The organism is Haliea sp., from assembly GCF_041395985.1.
Taxonomy (GTDB): domain Bacteria; phylum Pseudomonadota; class Gammaproteobacteria; order Pseudomonadales; family Halieaceae; genus Haliea.
Genome location: NZ_JAWKZJ010000006.1, coordinates 1 through 22825, shown reverse-complemented (window position 1 = coordinate 22825; position 22825 = coordinate 1). Strand labels below are relative to the sequence as shown.

At 60.8% G+C, this 22825-nt stretch carries 20 protein-coding genes; 9 read left to right on the top strand and 11 right to left on the bottom strand.

Annotated features, from left to right (window positions below; all coding sequences use genetic code 11):
* Positions 1–2: 2 nt before the first annotated feature.
* Genes R3E49_RS11905 through R3E49_RS11895 form a run of 3 tightly spaced genes read right to left on the bottom strand, consistent with a single transcriptional unit; the run spans position 3 to position 2275 of the window.
* Positions 3–1331 (bottom strand): ATP-binding protein, encoded by a 1329-nt coding sequence (locus tag R3E49_RS11905; RefSeq protein WP_371295266.1) that lies wholly within the window; start codon positions 1329–1331, stop codon positions 3–5.
* Entirely contained in the window at positions 1328–2011 is a 684-nt protein-coding gene (locus R3E49_RS11900; RefSeq protein WP_371295265.1) for a response regulator, read from the bottom strand. The genes R3E49_RS11905 and R3E49_RS11900 overlap by 4 nt, the downstream gene beginning before the upstream one ends.
* A 3-nt stretch (positions 2012–2014) precedes the next feature.
* Positions 2015–2275 (bottom strand): PepSY domain-containing protein, encoded by a 261-nt coding sequence (locus tag R3E49_RS11895; RefSeq protein WP_371295264.1) that lies wholly within the window; start codon positions 2273–2275, stop codon positions 2015–2017.
* A gap of 249 nt (positions 2276–2524) precedes the next feature.
* On the opposite strand from R3E49_RS11895, the gene R3E49_RS11890 reads away from it, so the two are divergent.
* Positions 2525–2875, top strand: coding sequence for a hypothetical protein (locus R3E49_RS11890; protein WP_371295263.1), 351 nt, complete (start codon positions 2525–2527; stop codon positions 2873–2875).
* Positions 2876–2996: 121 nt separating this feature from the next.
* Entirely contained in the window at positions 2997–4301 is a 1305-nt protein-coding gene (locus tag R3E49_RS11885; RefSeq protein ID WP_371295262.1) for an amidohydrolase, read from the top strand.
* A gap of 32 nt (positions 4302–4333) precedes the next feature.
* Here R3E49_RS11885 and R3E49_RS11880 read toward each other — a convergent pair whose 3' ends face one another.
* Together R3E49_RS11880 and R3E49_RS11875 are read right to left on the bottom strand one after the other, a co-directional pair.
* The gene (locus tag R3E49_RS11880) at positions 4334–5197 is read right to left on the bottom strand and encodes a TIGR03619 family F420-dependent LLM class oxidoreductase (RefSeq protein ID WP_371295261.1); all 864 of its coding nucleotides are present in this window, start codon (positions 5195–5197) and stop codon (positions 4334–4336) included.
* Between the two features lie 106 nt (positions 5198–5303).
* A complete protein-coding gene (locus R3E49_RS11875; RefSeq protein WP_371295260.1) occupies positions 5304–7262 on the bottom strand; it encodes a flavin-containing monooxygenase in 1959 nt (652 codons plus the stop codon).
* Between the two features lie 160 nt (positions 7263–7422).
* Between R3E49_RS11875 and R3E49_RS11870 the strand changes: the two genes are divergently transcribed.
* The 4 genes from R3E49_RS11870 to R3E49_RS11855 all read left to right on the top strand — a co-directional run bounded on the left by R3E49_RS11870 (position 7423) and on the right by R3E49_RS11855 (position 12471).
* The gene (locus R3E49_RS11870; RefSeq protein ID WP_371295259.1) at positions 7423–9459 is read left to right on the top strand and encodes a TonB-dependent receptor domain-containing protein; all 2037 of its coding nucleotides are present in this window, start codon (positions 7423–7425) and stop codon (positions 9457–9459) included.
* Between the two features lie 95 nt (positions 9460–9554).
* On the top strand, positions 9555–10022 hold the full coding sequence (locus R3E49_RS11865) for a RidA family protein (RefSeq protein ID WP_371295258.1): 468 nt from the start codon (positions 9555–9557) through the stop codon (positions 10020–10022).
* Complete coding sequence (locus R3E49_RS11860) at positions 10019–11083, top strand: pectin acetylesterase-family hydrolase (RefSeq protein ID WP_371295257.1); 1065 nt, start codon at positions 10019–10021, stop codon at positions 11081–11083. Before R3E49_RS11865 ends, R3E49_RS11860 begins: the two co-directional genes overlap by 4 nt.
* A gap of 83 nt (positions 11084–11166) precedes the next feature.
* Entirely contained in the window at positions 11167–12471 is a 1305-nt protein-coding gene (locus R3E49_RS11855) for a malonyl-CoA decarboxylase (RefSeq protein WP_371295256.1), read from the top strand.
* A 2-nt stretch (positions 12472–12473) separates the two neighbouring features.
* On the opposite strand, the gene secF is transcribed toward R3E49_RS11855, so the two are convergent.
* The 3 genes from secF to R3E49_RS11840 form a co-directional block, all read right to left on the bottom strand.
* Positions 12474–13388, bottom strand: a complete 915-nt coding sequence (secF, locus tag R3E49_RS11850; RefSeq protein WP_371295255.1) for a protein translocase subunit SecF — start codon at positions 13386–13388, stop codon at positions 12474–12476.
* A 97-nt stretch (positions 13389–13485) separates the two neighbouring features.
* Positions 13486–13815, bottom strand: coding sequence for a hypothetical protein (locus R3E49_RS11845; RefSeq protein ID WP_371295254.1), 330 nt, complete (start codon positions 13813–13815; stop codon positions 13486–13488).
* A gap of 341 nt (positions 13816–14156) precedes the next feature.
* Positions 14157–14759, bottom strand: a complete 603-nt coding sequence (locus tag R3E49_RS11840; RefSeq protein ID WP_371295253.1) for a PEP-CTERM sorting domain-containing protein — start codon at positions 14757–14759, stop codon at positions 14157–14159.
* A gap of 825 nt (positions 14760–15584) precedes the next feature.
* Here R3E49_RS11840 and R3E49_RS11835 point away from each other — a divergent pair.
* Complete coding sequence (locus R3E49_RS11835) at positions 15585–16151, top strand: HD-GYP domain-containing protein (protein ID WP_371295252.1); 567 nt, start codon at positions 15585–15587, stop codon at positions 16149–16151.
* A gap of 493 nt (positions 16152–16644) precedes the next feature.
* On the opposite strand, the gene R3E49_RS11830 is transcribed toward R3E49_RS11835, so the two are convergent.
* From R3E49_RS11830 to istA (R3E49_RS11820), 3 genes are all read right to left on the bottom strand, one after another.
* Positions 16645–17163 (bottom strand): hypothetical protein, encoded by a 519-nt coding sequence (locus R3E49_RS11830; protein WP_371295251.1) that lies wholly within the window; start codon positions 17161–17163, stop codon positions 16645–16647.
* A 64-nt stretch (positions 17164–17227) separates the two neighbouring features.
* On the bottom strand, positions 17228–18007 hold the full coding sequence (gene istB, locus R3E49_RS11825) for an IS21-like element helper ATPase IstB (protein WP_371295250.1): 780 nt from the start codon (positions 18005–18007) through the stop codon (positions 17228–17230).
* Positions 17997–19514, bottom strand: coding sequence for an IS21 family transposase (istA, locus tag R3E49_RS11820; protein ID WP_371295249.1), 1518 nt, complete (start codon positions 19512–19514; stop codon positions 17997–17999). Before istA (R3E49_RS11820) ends, istB (R3E49_RS11825) begins: the two co-directional genes overlap by 11 nt.
* A gap of 797 nt (positions 19515–20311) precedes the next feature.
* Between istA (R3E49_RS11820) and istA (R3E49_RS11815) the strand changes: the two genes are divergently transcribed.
* Complete coding sequence (gene istA / locus R3E49_RS11815; RefSeq protein ID WP_371295248.1) at positions 20312–21826, top strand: IS21 family transposase; 1515 nt, start codon at positions 20312–20314, stop codon at positions 21824–21826.
* Positions 21816–22631: an IS21-like element helper ATPase IstB gene (gene istB / locus R3E49_RS11810; RefSeq protein ID WP_371295247.1), complete on the top strand. Its 816-nt coding sequence runs from the start codon at positions 21816–21818 to the stop codon at positions 22629–22631. The genes istA (R3E49_RS11815) and istB (R3E49_RS11810) overlap by 11 nt, the downstream gene beginning before the upstream one ends.
* Positions 22632–22825 lie beyond the last annotated feature (194 nt).

Below are 22825 nucleotides of genomic sequence, written 5' to 3'. Positions count from 1 at the left end.
GATCAGTCAAAGCGCAGGCGGACACGCGCACCACCCTGACCGCCGGAGTCAATGGTCAGGCTGCCCTGATAACTCGCGGCAATGTCTGCCGTTACCGACAGTCCAATGCCCTGCCCCTCACCGCGGCTGTCGGCACGAAAGCCGCGCTGCAGGATAGCCCGGCAGAGCGCCGGGGCGACGCCGGGCCCATCGTCCTCAACGATGATGTCCAGCGGATGTTCCTCGCCCCCGGCGGCGCTGATACGAATGCGCCGCCGCGCGTACTTGCAGGCATTGTCCATCAGGTTGCCCAGCATCTCCATGAGGTCGCGCTCGTCACCACGGAACGTGCAGCCCGCCTCCACCAGCAGTTGGATGTCGATAGCGCGACCCGCATAGACCTTCAACAGGCTGCCGCGCAGGCGCTCCAGGACCGGTGCCACGGGAACACGCTGCAGCAGGCGGGCGCCGCCGCCGGTCGCACGTTGCAACTGGTAGCTCACGATCTCTTCCATGCGATCGGTCTGTTCCGAGACCACCTCGGGGTAATCCCGGGCCTGCGGATCTGCTGTCCTGATCACCGCCAGTGGTGTTTTCAAACTGTGCGCAAGGTCGCCCAGGGTGCGCCGCACCCGTTCGCGTCGCTGTTGCTCCCCCTGTAAAAGGGTATTGAGGTTGTGTGTGAGAACCTCCACCTCTCTCGGGTAGGGACGCTGTAGCAGGGCCGTTTCGCCCGCCTCCAGGCGCGCGATGTCAACCGCCAGCGCGCGCAAGGGGCGCAGGCCCCAGCCGAGAATCAGCAATTGACAGCCCAGCAGAGCGAGTGCGGAACCGCCGAGCCAGAGCAGCAGGCTGCGCCGGTACTGCGCCAGATCGGCCTCGATCGGCGCGGTGGTTTCAAGCACAGTGAAGCGCAGGGGCACGTCCGACCCGGACGCCGTCTCCCAGAGCACCTGTAGCGAAACCCGGAGCAGCCCATTCACCCGGGAGCTGGCAGTACCGCCCGGACGCAGTGGCGGCATGGCGAGGGGGATACGTCCGAGGTCCAGGCTCAGCGCGGAGCGCGACGACCACAGGAGAGTGCCGTCAGCGTCGCTGATCACGGCGTAGAACCCTGACCCCGGCTGCGCCAGACGCGGCTCCAGCAAATCAGCAGGCATTTCCAGCGCCGCGTCGAATTCTGCCTGTGCCAGCAGGTTGAGCAATTGCAATTCCAGGCGCTCGGCCTGGGCGGCCTCTATGCTGAGGCGATGGCTATGCTCCAGGTACCAGCCAGTGGCCCCCAGGAACACGGGCAGAATCAGGGCGCTGGCAAGGGACAGGCGAGCCGCAAGAGACAGCCCCGACCTCACTCGGTCACCGGCACAAGCGCAAAGCGGTAGCCGGCGCCACGCACCGTTTCGATCGGCTGCAAGTCGCCCTGCGGGTCCAGCTTGCGTCGCAGGCGGCCCACAAAAACCTCGATAACATTGCTGTCGCGGTCGTGCTCCTGCTGATAGAGGTGTTCGGTGAGTTCTGTTTTCGAGACCACCGTACCCGCACGATGCGCCAGGTAGGCAAGCGTGTTGTATTCAAACGCCGTGAGTTCCAGCACGGCGCCGTCAACAGTTACCGAGCGTGCACTGTAGTCAATGGCGATGGCGCCATAGTGAACCCGCTCGGTGATGCGACCGGACACCCGTCGCAGCAGGGCGTTCACGCGCGCCTCCAGTTCCTCCAGATAGAACGGCTTGGTGACGTAATCGTCTGCACCGGCCTCCAGCCCCTGCACCTTCTCCTGCCAATCTGCTCTGGCGGTGAGGACGAGCACTGGGAAGGCAAGGCCCATGGCGCGCCAGCGCGCAATCAGTTCGATGCCGGGCACGTCGGGTAAACCGAGATCCACGATGGCCAGGTCACAGGGCAATTCGCGAGCCAGATAGTCCGCCTCACTGCCCCCCGGGGCCTCGCCGACCACCCAACCCAGCGCGCTGAAGTGCCCGACAAGCCGTTGTCGCAGACGGACATCATCTTCAACCACCAGCATGCGCAAGGCTCAGCCCTTGACCGTTACAGTGATGACCCGACCGGAATCGAGCAGCAGCTTCACCCGGTAGGCGTTACCCTGCCGAGACACATTCAGGACCTTGCCACCATGCTGCGCGCGGGCCTTGGCGGCCGCCTCGCGCGGGGTCATGGTGCTTTTCTGGGCGGCGGAACCCGCCTGCTGCGCCAGCACCGGCGTGGACGCGCTCCAGCCTCCAGCGACTACCAGCAGGCATACCAGCAGCAGGAAAACCCGCAAACGATCACCCATACCTGTCCTCACACACGATTCGAGTCTGGCCGCGACATGCCGCCACAGGCAGGAGTGTGCCAGATGCCACACCCTCAGCGGTAGAGGCCATGCGGGACGCAGCCGTCCCCTGGGAAATACCCAGCATACCCACTGCAAGCTGAACCGTCGCTGAACGAGGACCGCAAATGAGCCGACCGTCGTTCAGGCGTGGTTCAGGCACAGGCATGCAGTATCGCAGCTGTAACACCGGCAACCTGGAGTCACAGTATGTACAAACATCTCGTTCTTCCCGCACTTTTCACTCTGTTGGCGGCTATCCCCGCCGCGGCGGGCCCCGCGCACAGCCACGGAGTCATCACCTACTACCACAGTGCGGGTCATGCCGCGGCACTGCATCCTGCGCATCCACAGTATCGGGTTCCCGCGCGCTGGCACCGGAACAAGCACTATCGTCAGCCCTGGTATGGTGCCAGACATCACCACGACATCGACCACCGCTACACCGTCGGTGCGTTTGTGCTGGGCTCCGCGCTCACCTACGGCCTGATGCATGAACATCAGGGCGCCAGCTGCCGCGACCGCCACGAACACCCTGCGCACTACGCACCACACCGGTAGGCGCTGGCAAGAAACAGGAGACCTTGGGGGCAATCGCCCCCTTTTTTTGTCGGCGCACTTCCTTCAACGCGGAGGGCCATCAGGCTACACTCCAGTGCAGGCATTGAGAGGAGACGCGCACATGCACACAAAATCCACTTTTTTCGCGGCCGCGATGCTGCTCGCAGCAAGCGTCGCACAGGCCGCCGACCGGGCGCAGCTGGACGCCGCCTACGCGGCAGTTGAGCCGCGGGTCATTGAGTGGCGCCGCGACCTGCACCAGAACCCGGAGCTCTCCAACCGCGAGTTCCGCACCGCTGAGAAAGTGGCGGCACATCTGCGCGCGCTGAAATTCGATGCGGTCGAAACCGGGATAGCCCACACCGGTGTGGTCGGCACACTGAAGGGCGGCAAACCCGGACCTGTGATTGCACTGCGCGCCGACATGGACGGACTGCCCGTGCTGGAGCAGACCGGTCTGCCCTTTGCTTCCGCTGCCCGCGGGGAGTACATGGGCAAGGACGTGCCCGTGATGCACGCCTGCGGCCACGATGCCCACGTTGCCATGCTCATGGGCGCGGCTGAAGTGCTGGCGCAGCACCGCGACGAGCTCGCCGGCACAGTCAAGTTCATCTTCCAGCCCGCCGAGGAAGGCGCACCACCCGGCGAAGAAGGGGGGGCGGCGCTGATGGTCAAGGAGGGCATACTGGAAGGGCCAGATGCCCCGGAAGCCATTATCGGGCTACACGTCTGGCCGGATGATTCCGGCTCTCTCGTATACCGCGGCGGCAGCTTCATGGCGGCGGCGGACAGTATCGAAATCACCATCACCGGACGCCAGACCCACGGTTCATCGCCGTGGCTGGGGGTTGACCCCATCTATGTGGCGGGCCAGGTGCTGAGCGCCCTGCAGGGCATTCCGGGACGTCACATTGACATCACACGCGGGCCCGCCGTGCTCACCATCGGCAGTATCCAGGGTGGTGTACGGGGCAACATCATTCCCGACGCGGTGACCATGCTGGGCACGGTCAGGACCTTCGACCGGGGCGAGCGCGAGCGGCTGCTGGAGCGACTGAACGCCACCGTCACTGCCATCGCCGAGGCGAACGGTGCCAGCGCAACGGTGGACGTCACCTACTCGACGCCGGTGACCGGCAATGATCCCCAGCTGCTGCGGCAGATGATGCCGACTCTGGTCCGCGCCGCGGGTGAAGACCGCGTATTTGAAGGCAGCCTGATTACCGGCGCCGAGGACTTCTCCTACTACCAGGAACACATCCCCGGCCTGTTCATCCTGCTCGGCGCCGGCGACCCCAGCGTGCCGCGCAGCGAACGCCCCTCCAACCACTCCCCGTTCTTTACCGCACAGGAAGACGCCCTGATTGTCGGCGTGCGCACGCTGGTGGGCTTCGCCATGGACTACGCGGGACGCGGCGGCCTCTGATACAGACCGACGCCCGGCGCAGCGACACCGCGTCAGGCGTTGATCTGCGGGATCAATCCGGCAAACTTGTCGATCATCGGCATGATCTTCTCGGGCTGGTCCCACATGTCCACCGCGACCCCGATCACAACCCGCTCGACACCGAGGTCGCGGTAGCGCTTCAGGGTATCCAGATCGGGGGTAATCAGCGTCTGCAAGGTCACCGGGACAGTATCCGGGTTGCGGCCGTTCTCGGCGACCTGCTGACGGAAGGCATGCAAGCCCTCCTGCACGTCGCCCATCGCCACGTCCACCGGCATCCACCCGTCCGCCCACTGTGCCGCATGTTTTACGCCCAACGGCCCCATGGCACCAAAGATTACCGGCGGACCACCTGCCTGGGCAGGTTTGGGATTGCACCAGACCGGATCGAAATCGATATAGTCACCGTGAAACTCCGGCTCATCATCCCGCCACAGCGCACGTGTCGCCATCACGGTTTCCCGCATCACGCCATAGCGTTTACCCCACGGCTGCCGCGTGCAATTGGTGAACTCTTCCTCGTTCCAGCCGACGCCTGTACCGATCATAAGCCTGCCTCCACTCAAACGGTCAAGGCTGGCGATGGTCTTGGCCTGGGAGAACAGTTCCCGTTCCATGAGCAATGCGATGCCCGTCCCCAGCTTCAGCGTGGAGGTCACGGACGCCGCTGCCATCAGCGTGACATAGGGGTCACCCATCAGCTTATAGGCCTCGGGCAGTTCATCGCCTGCGGGGTAAGGCGTCTTGCGGGACACCGGTATATGGCTGTGCTCCCCGGTCCACAGCGACTCAAAGCCCCGCTCCTCGAGCGCTCGCGCCAGATCGCGCGGGTCCGGGTCGTGCGGGGTGTTCATAAAACTGAAGCCCAGATGCATGGGGACTCTCCTTCCCTCTCGGTTATTGTTGCGCCGTTGGCGGGCGCGCGGTTACTTCAACTGCGCCCCCTAGGATACTGGAGCACCGCCAGACTGCACAGCCTTCTCAGCGCAGCAGAAAGTCATCCGGATTGGCGTGCCGGGTCATCTTCCAGTAGTCAATGATACGAAACGGCAGGTTGGCGGTGACCCGTCCAGCAGCGTTCTTGTACCAGTTGTCGACCAGCGGTGAGCCCCAGGCGGTGGCCGCATTCACCGCGTCAACCCGCTCGTTGTAGCGGTCATGCACATCCTGGCGACATTCCAGGCTACGCAGGTCGCCCTCCAGCAACAGGCGAATACACTCGAGTATGTAGTGCACCTGTGACTCGGCATTGTGCGCGATACTGCCGGCTACCACGAGATTGGTGTTGGGGCCGTAGATGCAGAACAGGTTGGGAAAATTCGGTACCGTGATACCCAGATAGGCGCGGCCATTGGTCTCCGACCACTGCGCGTTGAGCTGCACCCCGCCGCGCCCTGTGAACTGCATGGGGAAGAGGAAGCGGTCGGCGTGAAAGCCGGTCGCGCAGACGATGGCGTCCACCGCGTGATGGCGGCCATCTTCGGTAACGATGCCCTCGCCATCCACACAGCGGATACCCGCTGTCACCACCTCTACGGTGTCGCGTTGCAATGCCGCGAGGTAGGTGCCGTTGTCCTGCAGGATGCGTTTGCCAAATGGGGGGTAAGTGGGTAGTACCTTGTCCAGCAGGTCCGGGTCCTGTATCTGCGACTGAATCCAGGCCGTCAGGACTTCTCGCATGGCGTCATTGGACGCGCTCACCGAGCGCGTACTGTTCCATGCCGGGTCCACCAGGGTCTGGCTGTACACGCCCTCCACCGAGGTGTAGAACAGCCAGAACCGGTACCACTTGGAATAATACGGCAGCTTCTCCAGGGCCCAGCGCTGCCCCTGCCCCACGTCCGCATGGTACCCGGGGTTGGGAAACATCCACACTGGAGAGCGTTGCAGAGCCACCAGATGCGACGCGGTGGCTGCCAGCTCGGGGATAATCTGGAAGGCGCTGGCGCCGGAGCCTATGACCGCCACGCGCTTGCCGGCGAGGTCCAGGCCTTGCGGCCACGCCCCCGAGTGCACGACGGGGCCCTGGAACTCGGAAAGGCCGGGGATATCCGGCATTTTAGGCCGGTTCAGCTGGCCCACCGCACTGATCACTGCACGCGCCTGCAGCACAGATTCCTTACCCTGAGCGTCCCGCACATACACCTGCCAGCAAGCAGTCTCGTCGTTGTAGTGCGCTGCCACAACTTCGGTGCTGAAGCGGATATGGGGTGTCACGTCGAAGCGGCGGGCACAGTTGTCGAAATAGGCGCGAATCTCATCCGCCAGCGGAAAGTGGCTGCTCCAGTCGTGATTGGGCGCAAACGAATAGCTGTAACTGTGCCCCGGGACATCGACGCGACAACCGGGGTACCGATTTTCGTACCAGGTGCCGCCGACTCCCGGATTTTTTTCAATAATTGTATAGGGAATCCCCGCCTCCGCCAGGCGGATACCGGCAAGCACACCACCCATACCGGCACCAATGACAACCACAGGGAACTCGGCCGCGCGCGCCTGCAGTGCCGGATCGTCGAAGTGCAGCCCCCGCCGGTCCACACCGTCAATCGCGACCTCTTCGTCGATAAACTCGAGGTATTCAGGGTCGACGTCTGCGCCACACATGAAGCGGTACAGCGCCTGGATGGTGGTGTCTGTGAGCGGTTCCAGGGTACAGCCGCGCGCCTGCCAGTCGGCGATCGCCGTCAGCGCCCGCTGGTGCAGATCCGCTACCTGAGCCGGCGTATATCCACCCTCAAGCAGCTCTTCACCGCCCGCGGCACCGGCAGCCACCACATCCAGCGTGCGCGGTGTCGGCAGCTCCTGCAGCAGGCGCGTATCGCCCGTCATGTGAACAACTGACATGATCAGGGCCGCGGTATTGAGTTCCTTGAGGTACCCCGCTATCACCTCCGGGCTTTCCGTGATCGGCTGCAAAGAGAGTGAGGCCTGCAAGGACATACGGGGGCAACTCCGGAACAGAATTCAGCGCCCATAATGCCTCGACGGCGGCCCCCTGTCCTCCTTCATTTGGGTGAGGGGTGCGCCAATATGTCGCATTCCACCGCGGGCACCGGTTTCTATAATAGCGACCCTGAAATTGTCACCAGGAACTTGGCACATGCGATTCACCCGCAAACAGAACGCGCTGGCGACGGCTGTCATGCTGGCAAGCGCCACGATCGTTTTACCCGCCCAGGGTCACGACCTCGCCATTGAACTGGTAGAGGTCACCGCCCGTGCTGAGCCCACAGACGGCAGCACGCTACTCAGTGAGGCACCCATCACGCGTCCCACGCACGATGCAGGCGAACTGTTGCGCTCGGTAACCGGCATGACCGCACTGCGCCGGGGCGGCCGCGGGTTCGACCCCATCATCCGCGGCCAGAGTCAGAGCAACCTCAATGTCATCGCCAATGGCGCCTACAGCTATGGCGCCTGTCCGGGCCGTATGGACCCGCCCAGCACCTATGTGGGGGTCGACAGCTTCGACTCCGTATCGGTGATCAAGGGACACCGCTCGGTCATCTACGGCGCGGGCGGCAGCGGCGGCACCCTGATCTTCGAACACCTGCGCCCTGAGCTGGGCAACAATGGCATGACCGGTTCAGTGACTACCGGCTACACAGGCAACTCCGACCTGGGCAGCCTGAGCGGTGATTTCGCCGTTGGCAATGACAGGGGCTACGTACGCGCATTCGGCGCAATCCGCGAATCCGGGAATTACGAGGACGGCAACGGAGACCGCGTGGCCTCCGCCTTCGAGTCAACCAGCGCTGGGCTGGTGGCGGGTATCGACCTCTCCCCCGAGACCTACCTCGAGATCAGCCACGAGCAGGCCAGTGAAGACGACGTCTGGTATGCGGGCAACGGCATGGATGCGGTATTTGCCGATTCCGCCAGCACCAGTGCCAAGTGGGTACAGCGGTCCGTGGGTATTATCGATACGCTGGAATTCACTGCCTACTTCAGCGACGTCGACCACCTGATGGACAACTACACCGTGCGCAACCGGTCGATGATGCCCAACGGTGCCGCGGCGCCGTCAAGCTCCACCACCTGGGGAGGTCGATTGCTCGCTACCCTGTCGTCGGCGGATGCGGAGCTGCGCACCGGGGTTGACTATCGCGCCAACGATCGCCGCGCCGAGCTGTATATGGACATGGGCAAGGACGGCAGCTATGACATGCTGGTGGCGCGCATGTGGCCGGATGCGCAGCAGCGCCAGACTGGCCTGTTCGCAGAAGCCGACTACCGCAGCAGCGCCGTAGATACATGGCGGCTGGGTCTGCGAGTGGATCGCTTCGACTCCGAGGTGGGCGAGGCTGAACTGAGCGCCGGCATGATGGGCAGTGCAACCCCGGTTCGCCTGTATGAGCAGTTTTATGCGACGACCCAGACCCGCAACGACGATCACGGCGTGAGCGCAGTGCTGGGGTGGGATCGCCGCCTGGACGATGCGCACCTGATGAGCGTGAACCTTAGCCGCTCCGTGCGCACGCCGGACAGCTCGGAGCAGTGGATCGCGCGCAGCGCAAACGGCGATTTCTGGGTGGGCAATCCAACTCTGGACGCCGAGGTGCATCAACAGATGGACGTCAGGCTCATGCACGACAGCGGGCGCCTGAACTGGAACCTGAGCCTGTTTGTGAACGAAGTCGACGACTATATCGAACGCTTCGCCGCGGGCAGCGCAGACCTGTATCGCAACATCGACGCCACACTGTTCGGCTCCGAACTGGATGCTGCCCTGCAGATCAACGAGCGCTGGCGCGCGCGTGTGGGCATCGCCTACACACGCGGCTATGGCGATAACGGCGATCTCGCCCAGATCGCGCCACTGGAGACACGACTGAATCTGGACTACCAGCAACGCGGCTGGGCTCTGGGCCTGGAGTGGGTTGCCGCGTCCCGGCAGAATAACTTCGACCCCGCGGTTGATGTCGATTCACCCACCGCGGGCTTCGGTGTGCTGCACGCCTACGGCCACTGGAACCTGACAGGCCAGCTCTTGCTGGAGGCCGGTATCGAAAACCTGTTTGATCACGCCTACGCTTACCACGTCAACGCTGGCAACCTGGACCCGTTCAACCCCGAAGCGGTGCGTGTCAATGAGCCCGGGCGCCAGGGCTGGGTGAAACTGCGCTATACCTTCTGAACCCGGGGCTTTGAGTGGCGGCTGTTTACTGCTCGGCACAATCGGGATACTGTCATCGGAACAGATAGCCCGATTCCAGCCCAAGGACACCCGCGATGCCTGCCAACCTTCGTTACCTTGCCGCCAGCCTGCTGCTGGTGGCCACCCTGCCCACCGCACTCGCTGCTGATGTCGAACATCTGAATGGCAGCGGGGCTCTGCCTCCGAACCTGCCCTTCTCTGAGGCGGTGAGAGTCGGCAACCTGTATTTTTTGTCGGGCCAACTGGGTATCAAGCCCGGCACGATGGCTCTGGTCGAGGGCGGCATAGAGGCGGAAGCCCGGCAGACCATGGAGAATATCGCTACGGTGTTGAAGGCCAACGGCCTCTCCATGAACGACGTGGTGAAATGCACGGTGATGCTGGCCGACATGTCTGAGTGGGGCACCTTCAACGCGATATACCGCAGCTTCTTCACCCCGCCCTACCCGGCCCGCAGTGCCTTTGGCGCCAACGGACTGGGCCTCGGTGCCCGTGCAGAGGTCGAGTGCATTGCGGCTGATTCCGGCGCAGCTGCCCCGTGAGCCTTCTCTGCCGCATAACCCGCACCTTGCTGGGTGGCGTGTTTACCCTCGTGCCATTGGCGGCCATCGCCGAGGACAGCACCTCCTGGGAAACCATCCACCCGGGCGGTGCCACGCGCTGTGCGACCGGCACACCCTTTAACTTTCATGTGCGCGAGGCTGACCCGAAGAGGGTCATGATCTTCTTCAACGGCGGCGGGGCCTGCTGGGATGCAGGCAGCTGCGATGTCACTGCACGCCCCACCTATCGCCCCTTTGCCACTGCCGAGGCGGGGAACGACCCCCGCAACTTTGACGGCGCTTTTGCGCTGGATAACGCGGAAAACCCGTTCCTGGAATGGTCGCAGATTTTTGTCTCCTACTGTACGGGCGACGTGCATCTCGGCACGCAGGACCGGGAGTACACACGAGTGGACGGCAGTCGCTTCACCGTTGCCCACCAGGGCTGGGCCAACAGTAATGCGGCTCTGGAGTACCTGTTCAAGAGGTTTCCGGAACCTGGGCAGGTCGTGGTGTCAGGGGGCAGCGCAGGCGCCCTGTCATCACCGCTCTTCGCCGCTATCATCGCACGACACTACACACAGGCCCGCGTGATCCACTTCGCCGGCGGTGCGGGCGGCTATCGCCTGCCACCACCAGCCGCTCTCTGGCGCCAGTGGGGTGTTTTCGAGGCGTTTCCCGACTGGTACAACGCACCGGAAGAAACGCCGGAAACCCTGACCATGCCGGATCTCTACCGGCTGGCCGCCGCTGCCGCGCCCACTGTGCGCTTCCACCTTTTCGACCACGCCTACGACGCGGTACAGGAAGACTTCCTGCGCATGCTGGGCCACCCTGCTGAGTTGCTACCCGGGCTGGACGCCAACCTGGCTGAACTGAAGGCCGATCTCCCTGCGCTGCGCAGCTACGTCAGCCCGGGAGAGTTCCACACCCTGCTGCGCTACCGCGAACTCTACACCCGGGAAGCCGGCGGCGTGCGCGCCGTTGACTGGGTGAGGTCACTGATCAATGGCGGCGCCGTAGAGGATATACACTGCGCCGGGCCGGAGGGCTGCCGCTAGCCGTCCGGCCGGCGACGTGTCTGTTGGCAACAGCAACCGTAAGGCGGTAGCATCCGCGGCTCACATGCCGACAGGAACACCCCATGGTTATCAACCGCTGGCTGAACTCAGTCGCCTCCGCGGGCAAGCACCTCCTGCGCCGCTCGACACGCGAGCGTCCCTCCATTGCATCACTGTGCAGTGAACTCTACTCAAACAAGGGTGAAGCGCTTGGCATTGCTCTCGCAGACGAAGTAGTCGAGGCGTATAACGGTCTTACCGGCGACGAGAAAGCGGCGTTCTTCGATGTGCTGTTGCGCGACTACAGCCCCGACCCGGAGCTGATAAATCGCTGCGCCGAGGCCTACCGAGCGGCGCTCACACCCGAGGCCTACCGTGCCCTGGCGCGCGCTGTTGAATCACCGCGGCAAACCCTGTTCAGACGCATCAACATGGCACCAACAGGCACTCGCACCGTGGTTAACATGCGGGAAGACCTGCTCGAGCGCCTGCCTGCACATCCGGAACTGCGCATGGTGGATGATGACCTTCAGCACCTGCTCAGCTCCTGGTTCAATCCCGGCTTCCTGCAGTTGCGTACCATGGACTGGCAGACCCCGGCAGTGGTGCTGGAAAAGCTCATTGAGTATGAAGCCGTGCATGAAATGCAGGGCTGGGACGATCTGCGCCGGCGCCTGGACGCCAAGGACCGCCGCTGCTTCGGGTTTTTTCACCCCGCGCTGCCCGACGAGCCGCTCATTTTCGTGGAAGTGGCGCTGGTCACGGCCATCTCCAGTTCAGTGCAGACCATCCTCGCGCCCCATGAGGGCGTGGTGCCACAGCAGCGCATCAACACAGCCATCTTCTACTCCATCAGCAACTGCCAACCCGGCCTGCGCGGCATCAGCTTCGGCAACTTCCTGATCAAGCAGGTGGTAATGCGACTGAAGGACGAAATGCCACAACTCAACGAGTTCGCGACACTCTCGCCGATTCCCGGCTTCCGCAAGTGGCTGACTTCGGTCCTGGCCAACGAGCAGCAGCCGCTGCTCTCAGCCGAGGACGCATCATTGCTCACCGCACTGGATACGCCACGCTGGCTTGAAGACAGCGCCCTGCAGGCACGCCTCAAGCCGCTGCTGATGAGGCTCTGTGCCCGCTACCTGGTGCAGGAAAAACGCGGCAGTTCGCCACTGGACCCGGTTGCGCGCTTCCACCTGGGCAACGGCGCCAGCGTGGCGCGGCTCAACTGGCTGGGGGACACGTCGGCAAAAGGATTGCGCCAATCGGCCGGGCTTCTCGTGAACTACGCCTACGACCTGGAGGAGGTTGAAGAGCATCACGAAGCGTTCCTCAACCGGGGCGAAATCGCCTGCGCCCCGGCGGTGAAAAAACTGCTCGCCAGCTGAATTCAGGGGGCAAGCCCGTCCTGATCCGCGCCCTCGCGCACCGGCAGCATCAGATCCTCCTTGGTCACGCCCAGCATCAGCAGAATGTTCGACGCCATGTAGATCGACGAGTAAGTGCCTACCGTAATGCCGACCAGCAGCGCCACCGCGAAGCCGAAAATCATGTCGCCACCGAAGATCGCGAGGGAGATCAACACCAGCACCGTGGTCAGTGATGTCACCAGGGTACGCCCCAGTGTCTCCGTGATCGAGCGGTTGATGACCTCTGCGGGTGTCAGGCCGCGCAGCTTGCGAAAGTTCTCGCGGATACGGTCGTAGACCACGATGGTGTCATTGAGCGAGTAGCCGATAACCGCCAGTACCGCCGCCAGCACCGTGAGGTCAAACTCAAGGCCGGTCAATGAAAAGAACCCGATGGTAATGACAATGTCGTGTACCAGTGCAATCACGGCACTGACTGCAAACTTCAACTGAAAGCGGAACGCGATGTACAGGGTAATCAGCCCCAGTGCCAGCAGCATCGCCAGGCCTCCCTGCTCACGCAGTTCGTCACCCACCTGCGGGCCGACAAACTCCGTGCGACGAAGTTCCACACCGCCATCGGCCGCATCGCGTAAAACGCTCAACACGGTCTCACCTGCCATCTGCGAATGCCCCTGGGGCAGCCTGATCAGAACATCCCGGTCGGTACCGAAGGCGACAACAATGGCGCCCGGAAACCCGCCCTGCTCCAACGTGCCACGCACCGCCGCGAGGTTGGCGCTTTCGGCAAAGTGCACCTCGACCAGCGTACCACCGGTAAAGTCCAGGCCCCAGGCGAGCTGCCGACCAAAAAAAGACGCCACTGATACCAGCAGCAACACCGCGGAAACAGCCAGCGCCAGTTTGCGCCAGCCCATAAAATCAATTACTTGCATCGAAAGTTACCCGTCATAAACACACCATGGATCGCGGCACCAGCCGATACCGGAGATTCCGGCATCACACGCTTGCAGCGCCGCATTGGGCAGTGGATCAGACGAGCCCGGGGGGACCCTGGGGAATCAGTGGATAGCGGGTAACATGAAGGCGTACCGCGGCCTCAGCCAGCGGCACCGTGTGCAGGACGTGATGAGAGATGGAAAAATCGTGGGCAACCGGCGCCGCGTCGGGCATGACGTCGTCAGTGGTGTCGCCCACGGAGCGCTCGCCAAGCAGCGCCGACCCAAAGCTCCACAGTGGCTCCAGCTTGCCCTCACTGGCGCCGGGAGATTGCCAGACAAGCAGGCAGGAGAGAATGACCCCGGACAGAAGCAGATACGCTCCGCAGCGGGCGATGCTGGCAATCCAAAGCGGGTTAGACACGGGGCAAAAGTGCACTCAATGCGCGAATAGCGCACGTTATACACGGCTCCGGACTGGACTGATAGCGGGAATTTTACCGATCACTCCGCTTCACTGTCTCCAGGCTGTCTCATCCGGGGCGGAACTTGAACTTGGAGGATTACCGTCCGGGGGTGCCTGCGATCCCGTAGGCGTAAAGCCCCCAACACAGGGCTTTACACGCAACGGAGAGAAAAAAACACCTGGCGTTCTGCTGGTCAACAACAACCACCTTGGCACCAGCCCAACCCGATGGTCTCCCCATTAGCACGGTTGGTCTATAAAACCCAGACCAAGCGTGCTAACGGATAGGAGCTCTATCTTCATGCTTTCTTGCGCCTTGACCAGCCGAGGCCCACGAGGCCCAAGCCAAACAGAGCCAGCGTTGCGGGAGCAGGAACCGGCTCAGCTGCACCCTCGAAAACAATTTCTGAATAATCAACGGCCCAGGCATCACCCGAACGGATTCCAGCAATACTCACAATAGCTGTGCCATCTGCCAGTAATGAAGGATTAAAAGCGAAACTGAAAGTTTCAACTAATATATGACCGAAACCATCATTTGGCATGGAACCGACTTCAGTGCCATCCACCAGCACAGAATATGGACCGCCTATATCGGCAATTCCCGCCGTCCTGATGTTGAGCAGAGCACTTGAATATGAGCCAGAAGCGAACAAATGCGTCCAAAAAGGGGCGCCTCCGTTTACCTGTACATCGGTAAAAGCGGGATCGGCTGCAGTAGCAGTCACAGATCCCCATCCACCTGGAAGCCAGGTTGATCCATCTTCAATACAGGCACCCCCGGTACCAAAGCAGTCTTTATCTCCGACAAGACTGGTCATGGGAGTTGCCAGACCACTATTGGAAAAAACAGTAAGAAAACCCGCAATGGGCAACCACTTCCAGATGATATTTGTTTTCATAATTCCTTACCCCTTGATTAGCGGCGTTTATGCCGTCTCGCCGGACAGCTAGAAACTGTTGTTTTGGTTAAAGTTAGCCCCCGCAGCATGCACTTAGCACAGCGAAATCGCGCCAACCTTTCACCGCGAGCTCTCTGGAAGCAATAACCAAGCCATTGAAATTTTTATGTCATAAAAATATATGGTTACAGAATTTTTTTTAGAAGAGCTGGAAACTGCAGTGTAAAATATATTGACATTTGCAGGCCTATAAAGGCTTTCCATCTAGCCCTAGTAGTTTGACTCGTGTCTGGGGCTCGCGACCCCAAAATTGGGTCGCGAGCCGGATGGTATTATCAACAGGGTTTAGTGAATATCGGCGCATCCCCCGTTAACTGGGTAGAGCCCCCGAATTTCCCCCGAACGCAAAAAACGACCCAAGAGGGTCGTCTGCAAGATGCTGATTTTACAGTGGTAATTGGTCGGGACGGCAGGATTTGAACCCGTCCGTGGAGGCAAACAGGGTGCCACCGGGGCCAAGAATCAATAACTTACAGCACTTTTACCCCGTTCTACCCCACGTCAAACCCGGGCATTGGTAACGATCGTGGTAACGGATAGACCGGATTGGCCTGCCAGCAGGGCGCCCACACAGGCAGTCTGCTCAATCTTCATCATCGCCCGAGATAGCTGGATCCAATACGGCGCCAGCAGTCTTTGAGCCAACTTTACAAATCTGTCAAACTCGATTGACACAGCCTAGACAAAAGCTATACAAAGTAGTTGGCGCACTATTGCTGTGTGCAAAAGAACAGTGCTGCTGGCGAAGGAGTGCTCCGGCAAAGAATGGATAGAATCTTCAAATTCGTGGAAGGAATTGTCTCGTTTCGGGACCCTGATCTCGCTGGCCACCATTTCCGGTCCGGTGGCGATGCCTACAACTTCGCCATGCACCTCGGTTGTTCCAGTGACGAGGCCCTGAACTTCAAGCGGGCAGCAGAGATCCACGATATCGGCAAAATGGCGATACCCGAAGTCATCCTGAACAAGGCATCACGCCTCACTCCCGCAGAGATGGCGCTCGTGAAGCAGCACGCAGAAATTGGGCATGAAATCATCTTCCCTCTAGGCTTAGAGCAGGAAGTACAGGATGTCGTACTGCTTCACCATGAGAACTTCGATGGTAGCGGGTATCCCAAGGGAATAGGTGGCACCGAGATCCCATGCTTTGCCAGGATGCTCCGGATTTGCGACACCTTCGATGCCATTACCGAAGACCGCCCCTACCACAGAGGTGTCCCCTGGGATCAGGCCCTCAACATTATGGAGCGCGACCGAAGGTTCTATGACCCGGAGCTTCTGGACGAATTCACAAACATGATGCGAAACCTACGGACGCTGGAAAGAACGTAGCCAGCCGATTGCACCACATAGAAATGGCCACACAAGAATAATACTTGGTCCAACCCACGAATTCGAAGCCGTCTGCAAAGCAGGCAAGAAGTACATCATCCAAGCCTTCCGCGCCCACCTCCCCTACTTCGACCTCGCGGGAGAAACCAGAAAAATTGAAGTCTGGCCTTACAGAACCGCGGAGGGTCAGGTCGTAAAGGGCCTGAGGAACGGATACTTCAAGATCAAGGACTGCGGAACCGTACTACGCCAGATCAAGAACGGGCAGTGACAGCACCCACCACACTTAAACCAGCTTCGGCAACATCATCTGTTTGTCGCCAGGGATATTCGCCGGTAACCTCTCCCGTTGCCATGATGGCCCCAGGTAGCAGGCACAGGAAGCACAGCATTGGATACCCAGCAGGATCACGCCGCCCCCGTCGATAACGGCCAGCTTGAGGCCTTCATCACCCGGTCTAGCCGTCGCGGATGTTATCACTGAGGATTACTGCTATAGCTTTATCAGCCTACCATCATCAAATTCGTAGAAATCTGGATTTCGCTCAGCCACCAGTTCCAGAATCTCATCTAGCATCTGAGAGAGTGAAACCTCATTATCTGGGTCTCCAACCTTGAATGGACGAACAGAAACACTATTTGGTGAAGCCTCCAGAAGAATTAAGTAGAAACGCTCGAATTGCTCCTCTCGCCCAGCAGGATCTGACCTATCAGTAAAAAGCTTCAATCGGGCATGTGCATTCAGGAATGTGGAGCGTCGCTTTGGAGTTCCGTCATTTTCGGCCCCGGCATCCAGGAAGAAAAAAGCGGCAAGAACTGAATATGGAAACCTTCTATGCAATGTGACCGCCTCCATAAGCAAGTCACCGCGACGATTGGTTAAATTTTTCTGATAATTCCTAGTTTTTCCATCCTTGAAGTTTATAGTCTTGACCGAAATTGCCATTAAAAGACCTGATTCTTCAGTGGACCATGTAATATCAACTTTTTTTGAGCCCAGACCACCGGCCATGTTGCTTTGCACTTAAAACTGACCCGGGATTTGCATCTAATATTGACCCACCCTGAACGCCAGATTATGGCGTAGATTTCAGTTTCCTGCCTCGTCTTCCTGCATCCTGATTCACTGTCGAGTTTTTCAACCGGTAGCTGTCGTTGCCGGTCTCCAGGATATGGCAGTGATGGGTCAGCCGATCCAGTAGCGCCGTCGTCATCTTTTCGTCTACAAACACCGACGACCATTCAGCGAAGCCGAGGTTGGTCGTGATGATGATGCTCGTGCGCTCGTACAGCTTGCTGATCAGATGGAACAGCAAGGCTCCGCCAGCCTGACTGATGGGCAGGTAGCCCAACTCGTCCAGTATCACCAGATCGGTGTGGATCAGGCGATTCGCCATTCGCCCCTGTTGCCCGGCCTGCTTCTCCTGCTCCAGGGCGTTAACCAGCTCGATGGTGGACAGGAACCTCACCCGCTGTCGGTGGTGCTGGATTGCCTGGACGCCAATGGCAGTGGCCAGATGCGTTTTGCCCGTGCCGGGGCCGCCAACCAGGACAATGTTCTGCGCGTCCTCCAGGAACTGGCAGCGGTGCAGTGACTTCACGAGCGCCTCGTCCACCGGACTCTGGCTGAAGTCGAAGCCGGTGATGTCTCGGTAGGCCGGGAACTTCGCCACGGTCATCTGGTAGTTAATCGAACGCACGTCCCGCTCAGAGGCTTCCGCCTTGAGCAGCATCTCCAGCACCGGGATGGCCTGCTGGTAGGCCGGGGACGCCTGCTCGGCGAGTTCGCCGATGGCATCGGCCATGCCGTGCAGCTTCAGGGTTTTCAGCGTGGTGATCATGGCATCAGGTTTCATGGCGCGCCCTCCGCAGGCTGTCGTAACGTGCCGTATCGGCCACAGGTTCGCAGACCAGTTTCAGCGCCGGTGGCGGTTGCAGGCGCTGGGGTCGCTCTGGTTCCTCCAGCCGGCTCAGGCAGTTGAGGATGTGTTGCTTGGAGGGCTCGCCGGATTCCAGCGCCAGTGCCACCGCCTGCACCACCCGCTGCTCGTCGTGTAGCAACACCAGCGCCAGAACTTCAACCATCTCCCGGTCGCCCCCTGGGCGCTTGATCAGCCTGGCGCGCAACTGTCGGAAGCTGTCGGGTAGCTCGAGGAACGGGGCGCCATTGCGCAGGGCACCGGGTTTACGTTGTGCCACCGAGAGGTAGTGGCGCCAGTCGTAGACCGTCTGCCCCGGCGGGCGCCTATCCCGACTGAACACGCGCTCGTGCTCGGCCACCACCTGGGCTTCGGCAACGATAACCAACCGCTGCGGGTATACCCGCAGGCTTATAACCCGGTTGGCGAAGCTGGCCGGTACGCTATAGCGATTGTGTTCGAAGGTGACCAGGCAGGTGGAGGAGACCCGCTTGCTGTGCTCGATGAAGCCGTCGAAGGCGGCTGGCACCGGCATCAGGTGCGACTGCTCATCCAGCAGGCATTCGGCAATGGAGCGAGCCTTGAACTCTGGATGCGCGGTCTCCGACCACAGCTCCCGGCAACGCGCCTGCAGCCAGTTGTTGAGCTCCTGCAATGACTTGAACGGCGGCGGGTCGTACCACAGGCCATGGCGGGCATCCTGCACGCCTTTCTCCACCTGGCCCTTCTCCCAGCCAGCCGCTGGGTTGCAGAACTCGGGTTCGAACAGGTAGTGGCTGACCATGGCGTAGAAGCGTTTATTGACCTGCCGTTGCTTGCCGCGGCCGACCTTGTCCACTGCGGTCTTCATGTTGTCGTAAATGCCGCGCTCGGGGATACCACCGAAGGCTGCAAAAGCGTGGTAGTGGGCGTCGAACAACATCTCGTGGGACTGGGTCAGGTAGGCACGCAGGAAGAACGCGCGGCTGTAACTCAGCTTCACGTGGGCGATCTGTAACTTGGTGCTGACGCCGTTGATCCGCACCCAGTCCTCGCTCCAGTCGAACTGGAAGGCTTCGCCGAGGGCGAACCGCAAGGGAACAAAAGCCTGCTTGCCGGCGAGCAGCCGGGCGTCCTGCTGCTCCTGGCGCCACTGGCGGGCAAAGGCTGCGATCCGGTCGTAGGAGCCGGTGTAGCCCAGTCCAAGTAGATCCCGGTACAGCTGCTTCACGGTGCGGCGCTGCTTCCGGTGCCGCCGGGACTCCCTGAACAACCAGTTGGTCAGGGTCTCCTCGTACTCGTCCAGCTTGCTGGGGGATTTGCGCGCAGGGTACGTTGGTTCGAGATCCTGGCTAGCCAGATACTTGCGAACCGTGTTTCTGGAAAGACCGGTGCGGCGTGCGATCTCCCGGATCGGCAGGCCGTCACGCAGGTGCCAGCGTCGAATTACACTTACTAATGCCACGTCTATCACTCCTGAAACCCCTGCTCATTTTTTATGCAGGGGGAGTTTTACACGTGGGTCAAAATTCGATGCAAATTTGGGGTGTTAGTGGGTCAATTTTGGATGCAATTCAACACCTCTGGCCTTACGGTCACTGAGCTTTTCCATGAATACCCTCGTTTATATTTGCCATCCAGGCGCAACTAACGATTACCCTGATGGTGATGTTTATCAGCTGTTCACCCCGGGTAACTGGCTGTATAGATATACAGCATAATCTAACATATCCACGCCACTTTACTAACCGTGGATGACCTTTCCACAGCTAACAGTCTACCCACAAGATGCCTTTGAGCTGCTACGCTTGGTTGGAAACTTGGCAATCATAATGGTGGCCACCAGTGATCTCCAGCGAAGGTTGCCACGTTTATCTCTTCAACGGTTTCCAGGGCAAGGATTGATCAATAAATGAGCAAAGGCAGCGACTTCGGCATAGGCATGGTGTGGGCCATCCTCACCATCACCCTGGCGATCATCCCGATGTTCGCCACCATCCTCTATGGCTTGTGGCAGTGGCTAACCTGATCCGGGCCAACAAGCGGAGCTTTCGATGACGATTGATGATTGGCTAGACCAAATGCCGGAGGACGAGCGTGAAGCTCTGTGCGTTGCGGACGGATGGCGAGCAGGGGCAGAGGCAATGTTGTTGAATGCCGCCCAAAATTGACCCACCTAAGGGGGTAATTTCCATCCAAAACTGACCCACTGAATCGACTACCCTGCTCATTTTTTGAGCGGGGTACGAAGGAGTGATCACAGTGGGCATGTTAGCCAAGATTCGGCGGATGTATTTCCGCGACAAGGTCCCCCTGCGCGAGATTGCGCGGCAGACCGGTTTATCCCGCAACACCCTCAGGCACTGGCTACGTCAAAGCGAGATGCGCGAACCCGCGTATCCCCGTCGCACCGTCCCCAGCATCCTGGACCCTTACAAAGAACAGCTGGCGACCTGGCTACGCACCGACAGTCACCGTCCCAAACGCGACCGGCGCACCGCCAAGGTATTGTTCCATTTGCTGCAGGCGCAGGGCTATCCGGGTGGCTACGCCCGAGTGGCCATCTTTGTCAGGCAATGGCGCGAAGCCGGCGGTGCCGCCCCGGCCCGCAAAGCCTTCATCCCCCTGAGGTTTGCCCCTGGTGAGGCCTTCCAGTTCGACTGGAGCTGCGAGTACGCCGTGATCGGCGGCATTCGACGTCGACTGGAGGCGGCCCATATCAAGCTGGCCCACAGTCGCGCCTTCCTGGTGGTGGCCTACCCGCTGCAGACGCATGAGATGTTGTTTGATGCCCATGCCCGAGCATTCAAGGCCTTTGGTGGCGTGCCCCGACGCGGCATCTACGACAACATGAAGACGGCAGTGGACAAGATCGGGCGTGGCAAGGAGCGCACCGTCAACGCGCGATTCCAGGCGATGACCGGCCACTACCTGTTTGAGCCGGAGTTCTGTAACCGGGCCGCGGGCTGGGAGAAGGGGGTCGTGGAGAAGAACGTGCAGGACCGCCGCCGGCAACTGTGGGCCAATGCCAACGCCCGCCACTGGCCTTCACTGGAGGCGTTGAATGACTGGCTCGCCAGCGAATGCCGTGCGGCCTGGATGGACATGCGTCATCCAGATTGCCCCGACCTGACCCTCCTTTCGGTACTGGAGGATGAACAGCCACACCTGATGCCCAATCCACATCCGTTTGACGGCTATATCGAACAGCCGGTGCGAGTCTCCGCCACGGCCCTGATCCATTATCAGCGCAGTCGCTACAGTGTGCCAGCGGAGCTGGCACACCAGGTCATCAGCCTGCGTGTGTATCCCTGGGAACTTGTCCTGGTGGCCGAGGGTGAGGAGGTGGCGCGACACCGCCGCTGCTTTGAACGCTACCAGACGGTCTATGACTGGCAACACTATGTCGGTGTGCTGCAGCGTAAGCCTGGAGCACTGCGCAATGGCGCCCCGTTCACCGAGATGCCTGAGCGCCTCAGGACCCTGCAGCGGTATCTGTTGCGTCAGGAGGGTGGCGACCGGATCATGGCTCAGGTCCTGGCCGCGGTTGTCTCCGAAGGACTGGAACCGGTGCTGGTCGCGGTGGAGCTGGCACTGGAGTCCGGCAACATCAGCGGCGACCACGTGCTGAACGTGCTCGCCCGGCTGCAATCACCGTTGCCCCCGAAAACGCCGGTGGAAACCTCGCTGACGCTCAGTGAGGAACCCCTGGCCAATGTGCAGCGTTACGACCATCTGCGCAGCCCGGTGCCGGCGGAGGTGAACCATGTCGAATGACCTGATCTCACAGCTGAAGTCGCTAAAACTCCATGGCATGGCGCAGACCTTGCCGGAACTGATGGCGAAGGCACGTAGCCACGCAATGGATGCGGAGCAGGTGTTGCAGGTACTGCTGGCCGCGGAATCGGCGGAGCGGGAGGTAAAATCCCTGGCCTATCAGATGAAGGCGGCGCGGTTCCCGGCACATCGCGATCTGGCGGGCTTCGATTTTACCCAGGCACGGGTCGATGAGGTGCTGGTCCGGCGGCTCCACGATGGTGAGTTCATGAGCAGCGCACAGAACGCGGTGCTGATTGGCGGCCCAGGAACCGGCAAGACTCATCTGGCCACCGCCATCGGCGTGGAGGCGATCCAGCGGCATCAGCGCCGGGTGCGGTTCCTCTCGACGGTAGAGCTGGTCAACACTCTCGAGCAGGAAAAGGCTGCTGGCAAGCAGGGTCAGCTGGCGTACCGCCTGACCCATGTTGATCTGGTGATCCTCGATGAGTTGGGCTACCTGCCGTTTAGCCAGGCCGGTGGAGCACTGCTGTTCCACTTGCTATCGAAACTCTACGAGCGCACAAGCGTGATGATCACCACCAATCTGGGCTTTGCCGAATGGGGCAGCGTATTCGGTGATGCGAAGATGACCACGGCCCTGCTCGACCGGCTCACCCACCACTGCCACATCGTGGAGACCGGCAATGAGTCCTGGCGGTTCCGTCACAGCCTGGCCAGCGGCAAGCGAAGAAAACCGACGACAACCCAACCCGATGAAGGAGACAGCGAACCAGAAAAGACAGACTTATCCACAGACGCCTAGGTATACTGGGCACCCATAACCCGGGTCAGAATTGGACGGAAACCCTGGGTCAGTTTTAAACGGCAACCAACAGGTCGCCGGAACCGGGGACTACTGAGCCTCATGCGACGCCATGCCTGGCGCCTGAAACCAGAACAGCGCGAGAACCTGCAGCGCTACCTGAGCGACTATCCGGTCCTGGCAGCGCTCTACGG

What these genes read in the sequence shown, in the direction of transcription:
- R3E49_RS11895 (WP_371295264.1), bottom strand. Translation starts at nt 2,275, where the DNA reads ATGGGTGATCGTTTGCGGGTTTTCCTGCTGCTGGTATGCCTGCTGGTA.
- R3E49_RS11890 (WP_371295263.1), top strand. Translation starts at nt 2,525, where the DNA reads ATGTACAAACATCTCGTTCTTCCCGCACTTTTCACTCTGTTGGCGGCT.
- R3E49_RS11885 (WP_371295262.1), top strand. Translation starts at nt 2,997, where the DNA reads ATGCACACAAAATCCACTTTTTTCGCGGCCGCGATGCTGCTCGCAGCA.
- R3E49_RS11880 (WP_371295261.1), bottom strand. Translation starts at nt 5,197, where the DNA reads ATGCATCTGGGCTTCAGTTTTATGAACACCCCGCACGACCCGGACCCG.
- R3E49_RS11875 (WP_371295260.1), bottom strand. Translation starts at nt 7,262, where the DNA reads ATGTCCTTGCAGGCCTCACTCTCTTTGCAGCCGATCACGGAAAGCCCG.
- R3E49_RS11870 (WP_371295259.1), top strand. Translation starts at nt 7,423, where the DNA reads ATGCGATTCACCCGCAAACAGAACGCGCTGGCGACGGCTGTCATGCTG.
- R3E49_RS11865 (WP_371295258.1), top strand. Translation starts at nt 9,555, where the DNA reads ATGCCTGCCAACCTTCGTTACCTTGCCGCCAGCCTGCTGCTGGTGGCC.
- R3E49_RS11855 (WP_371295256.1), top strand. Translation starts at nt 11,167, where the DNA reads ATGGTTATCAACCGCTGGCTGAACTCAGTCGCCTCCGCGGGCAAGCAC.
- secF (WP_371295255.1), bottom strand. Translation starts at nt 13,388, where the DNA reads ATGCAAGTAATTGATTTTATGGGCTGGCGCAAACTGGCGCTGGCTGTT.
- R3E49_RS11840 (WP_371295253.1), bottom strand. Translation starts at nt 14,759, where the DNA reads ATGAAAACAAATATCATCTGGAAGTGGTTGCCCATTGCGGGTTTTCTT.
- R3E49_RS11835 (WP_371295252.1), top strand. Translation starts at nt 15,585, where the DNA reads ATGGATAGAATCTTCAAATTCGTGGAAGGAATTGTCTCGTTTCGGGAC.
- R3E49_RS11830 (WP_371295251.1), bottom strand. Translation starts at nt 17,163, where the DNA reads ATGGCCGGTGGTCTGGGCTCAAAAAAAGTTGATATTACATGGTCCACT.
- istB (WP_371295250.1), bottom strand. Translation starts at nt 18,007, where the DNA reads ATGAAACCTGATGCCATGATCACCACGCTGAAAACCCTGAAGCTGCAC.
- istB (WP_371295247.1), top strand. Translation starts at nt 21,816, where the DNA reads ATGTCGAATGACCTGATCTCACAGCTGAAGTCGCTAAAACTCCATGGC.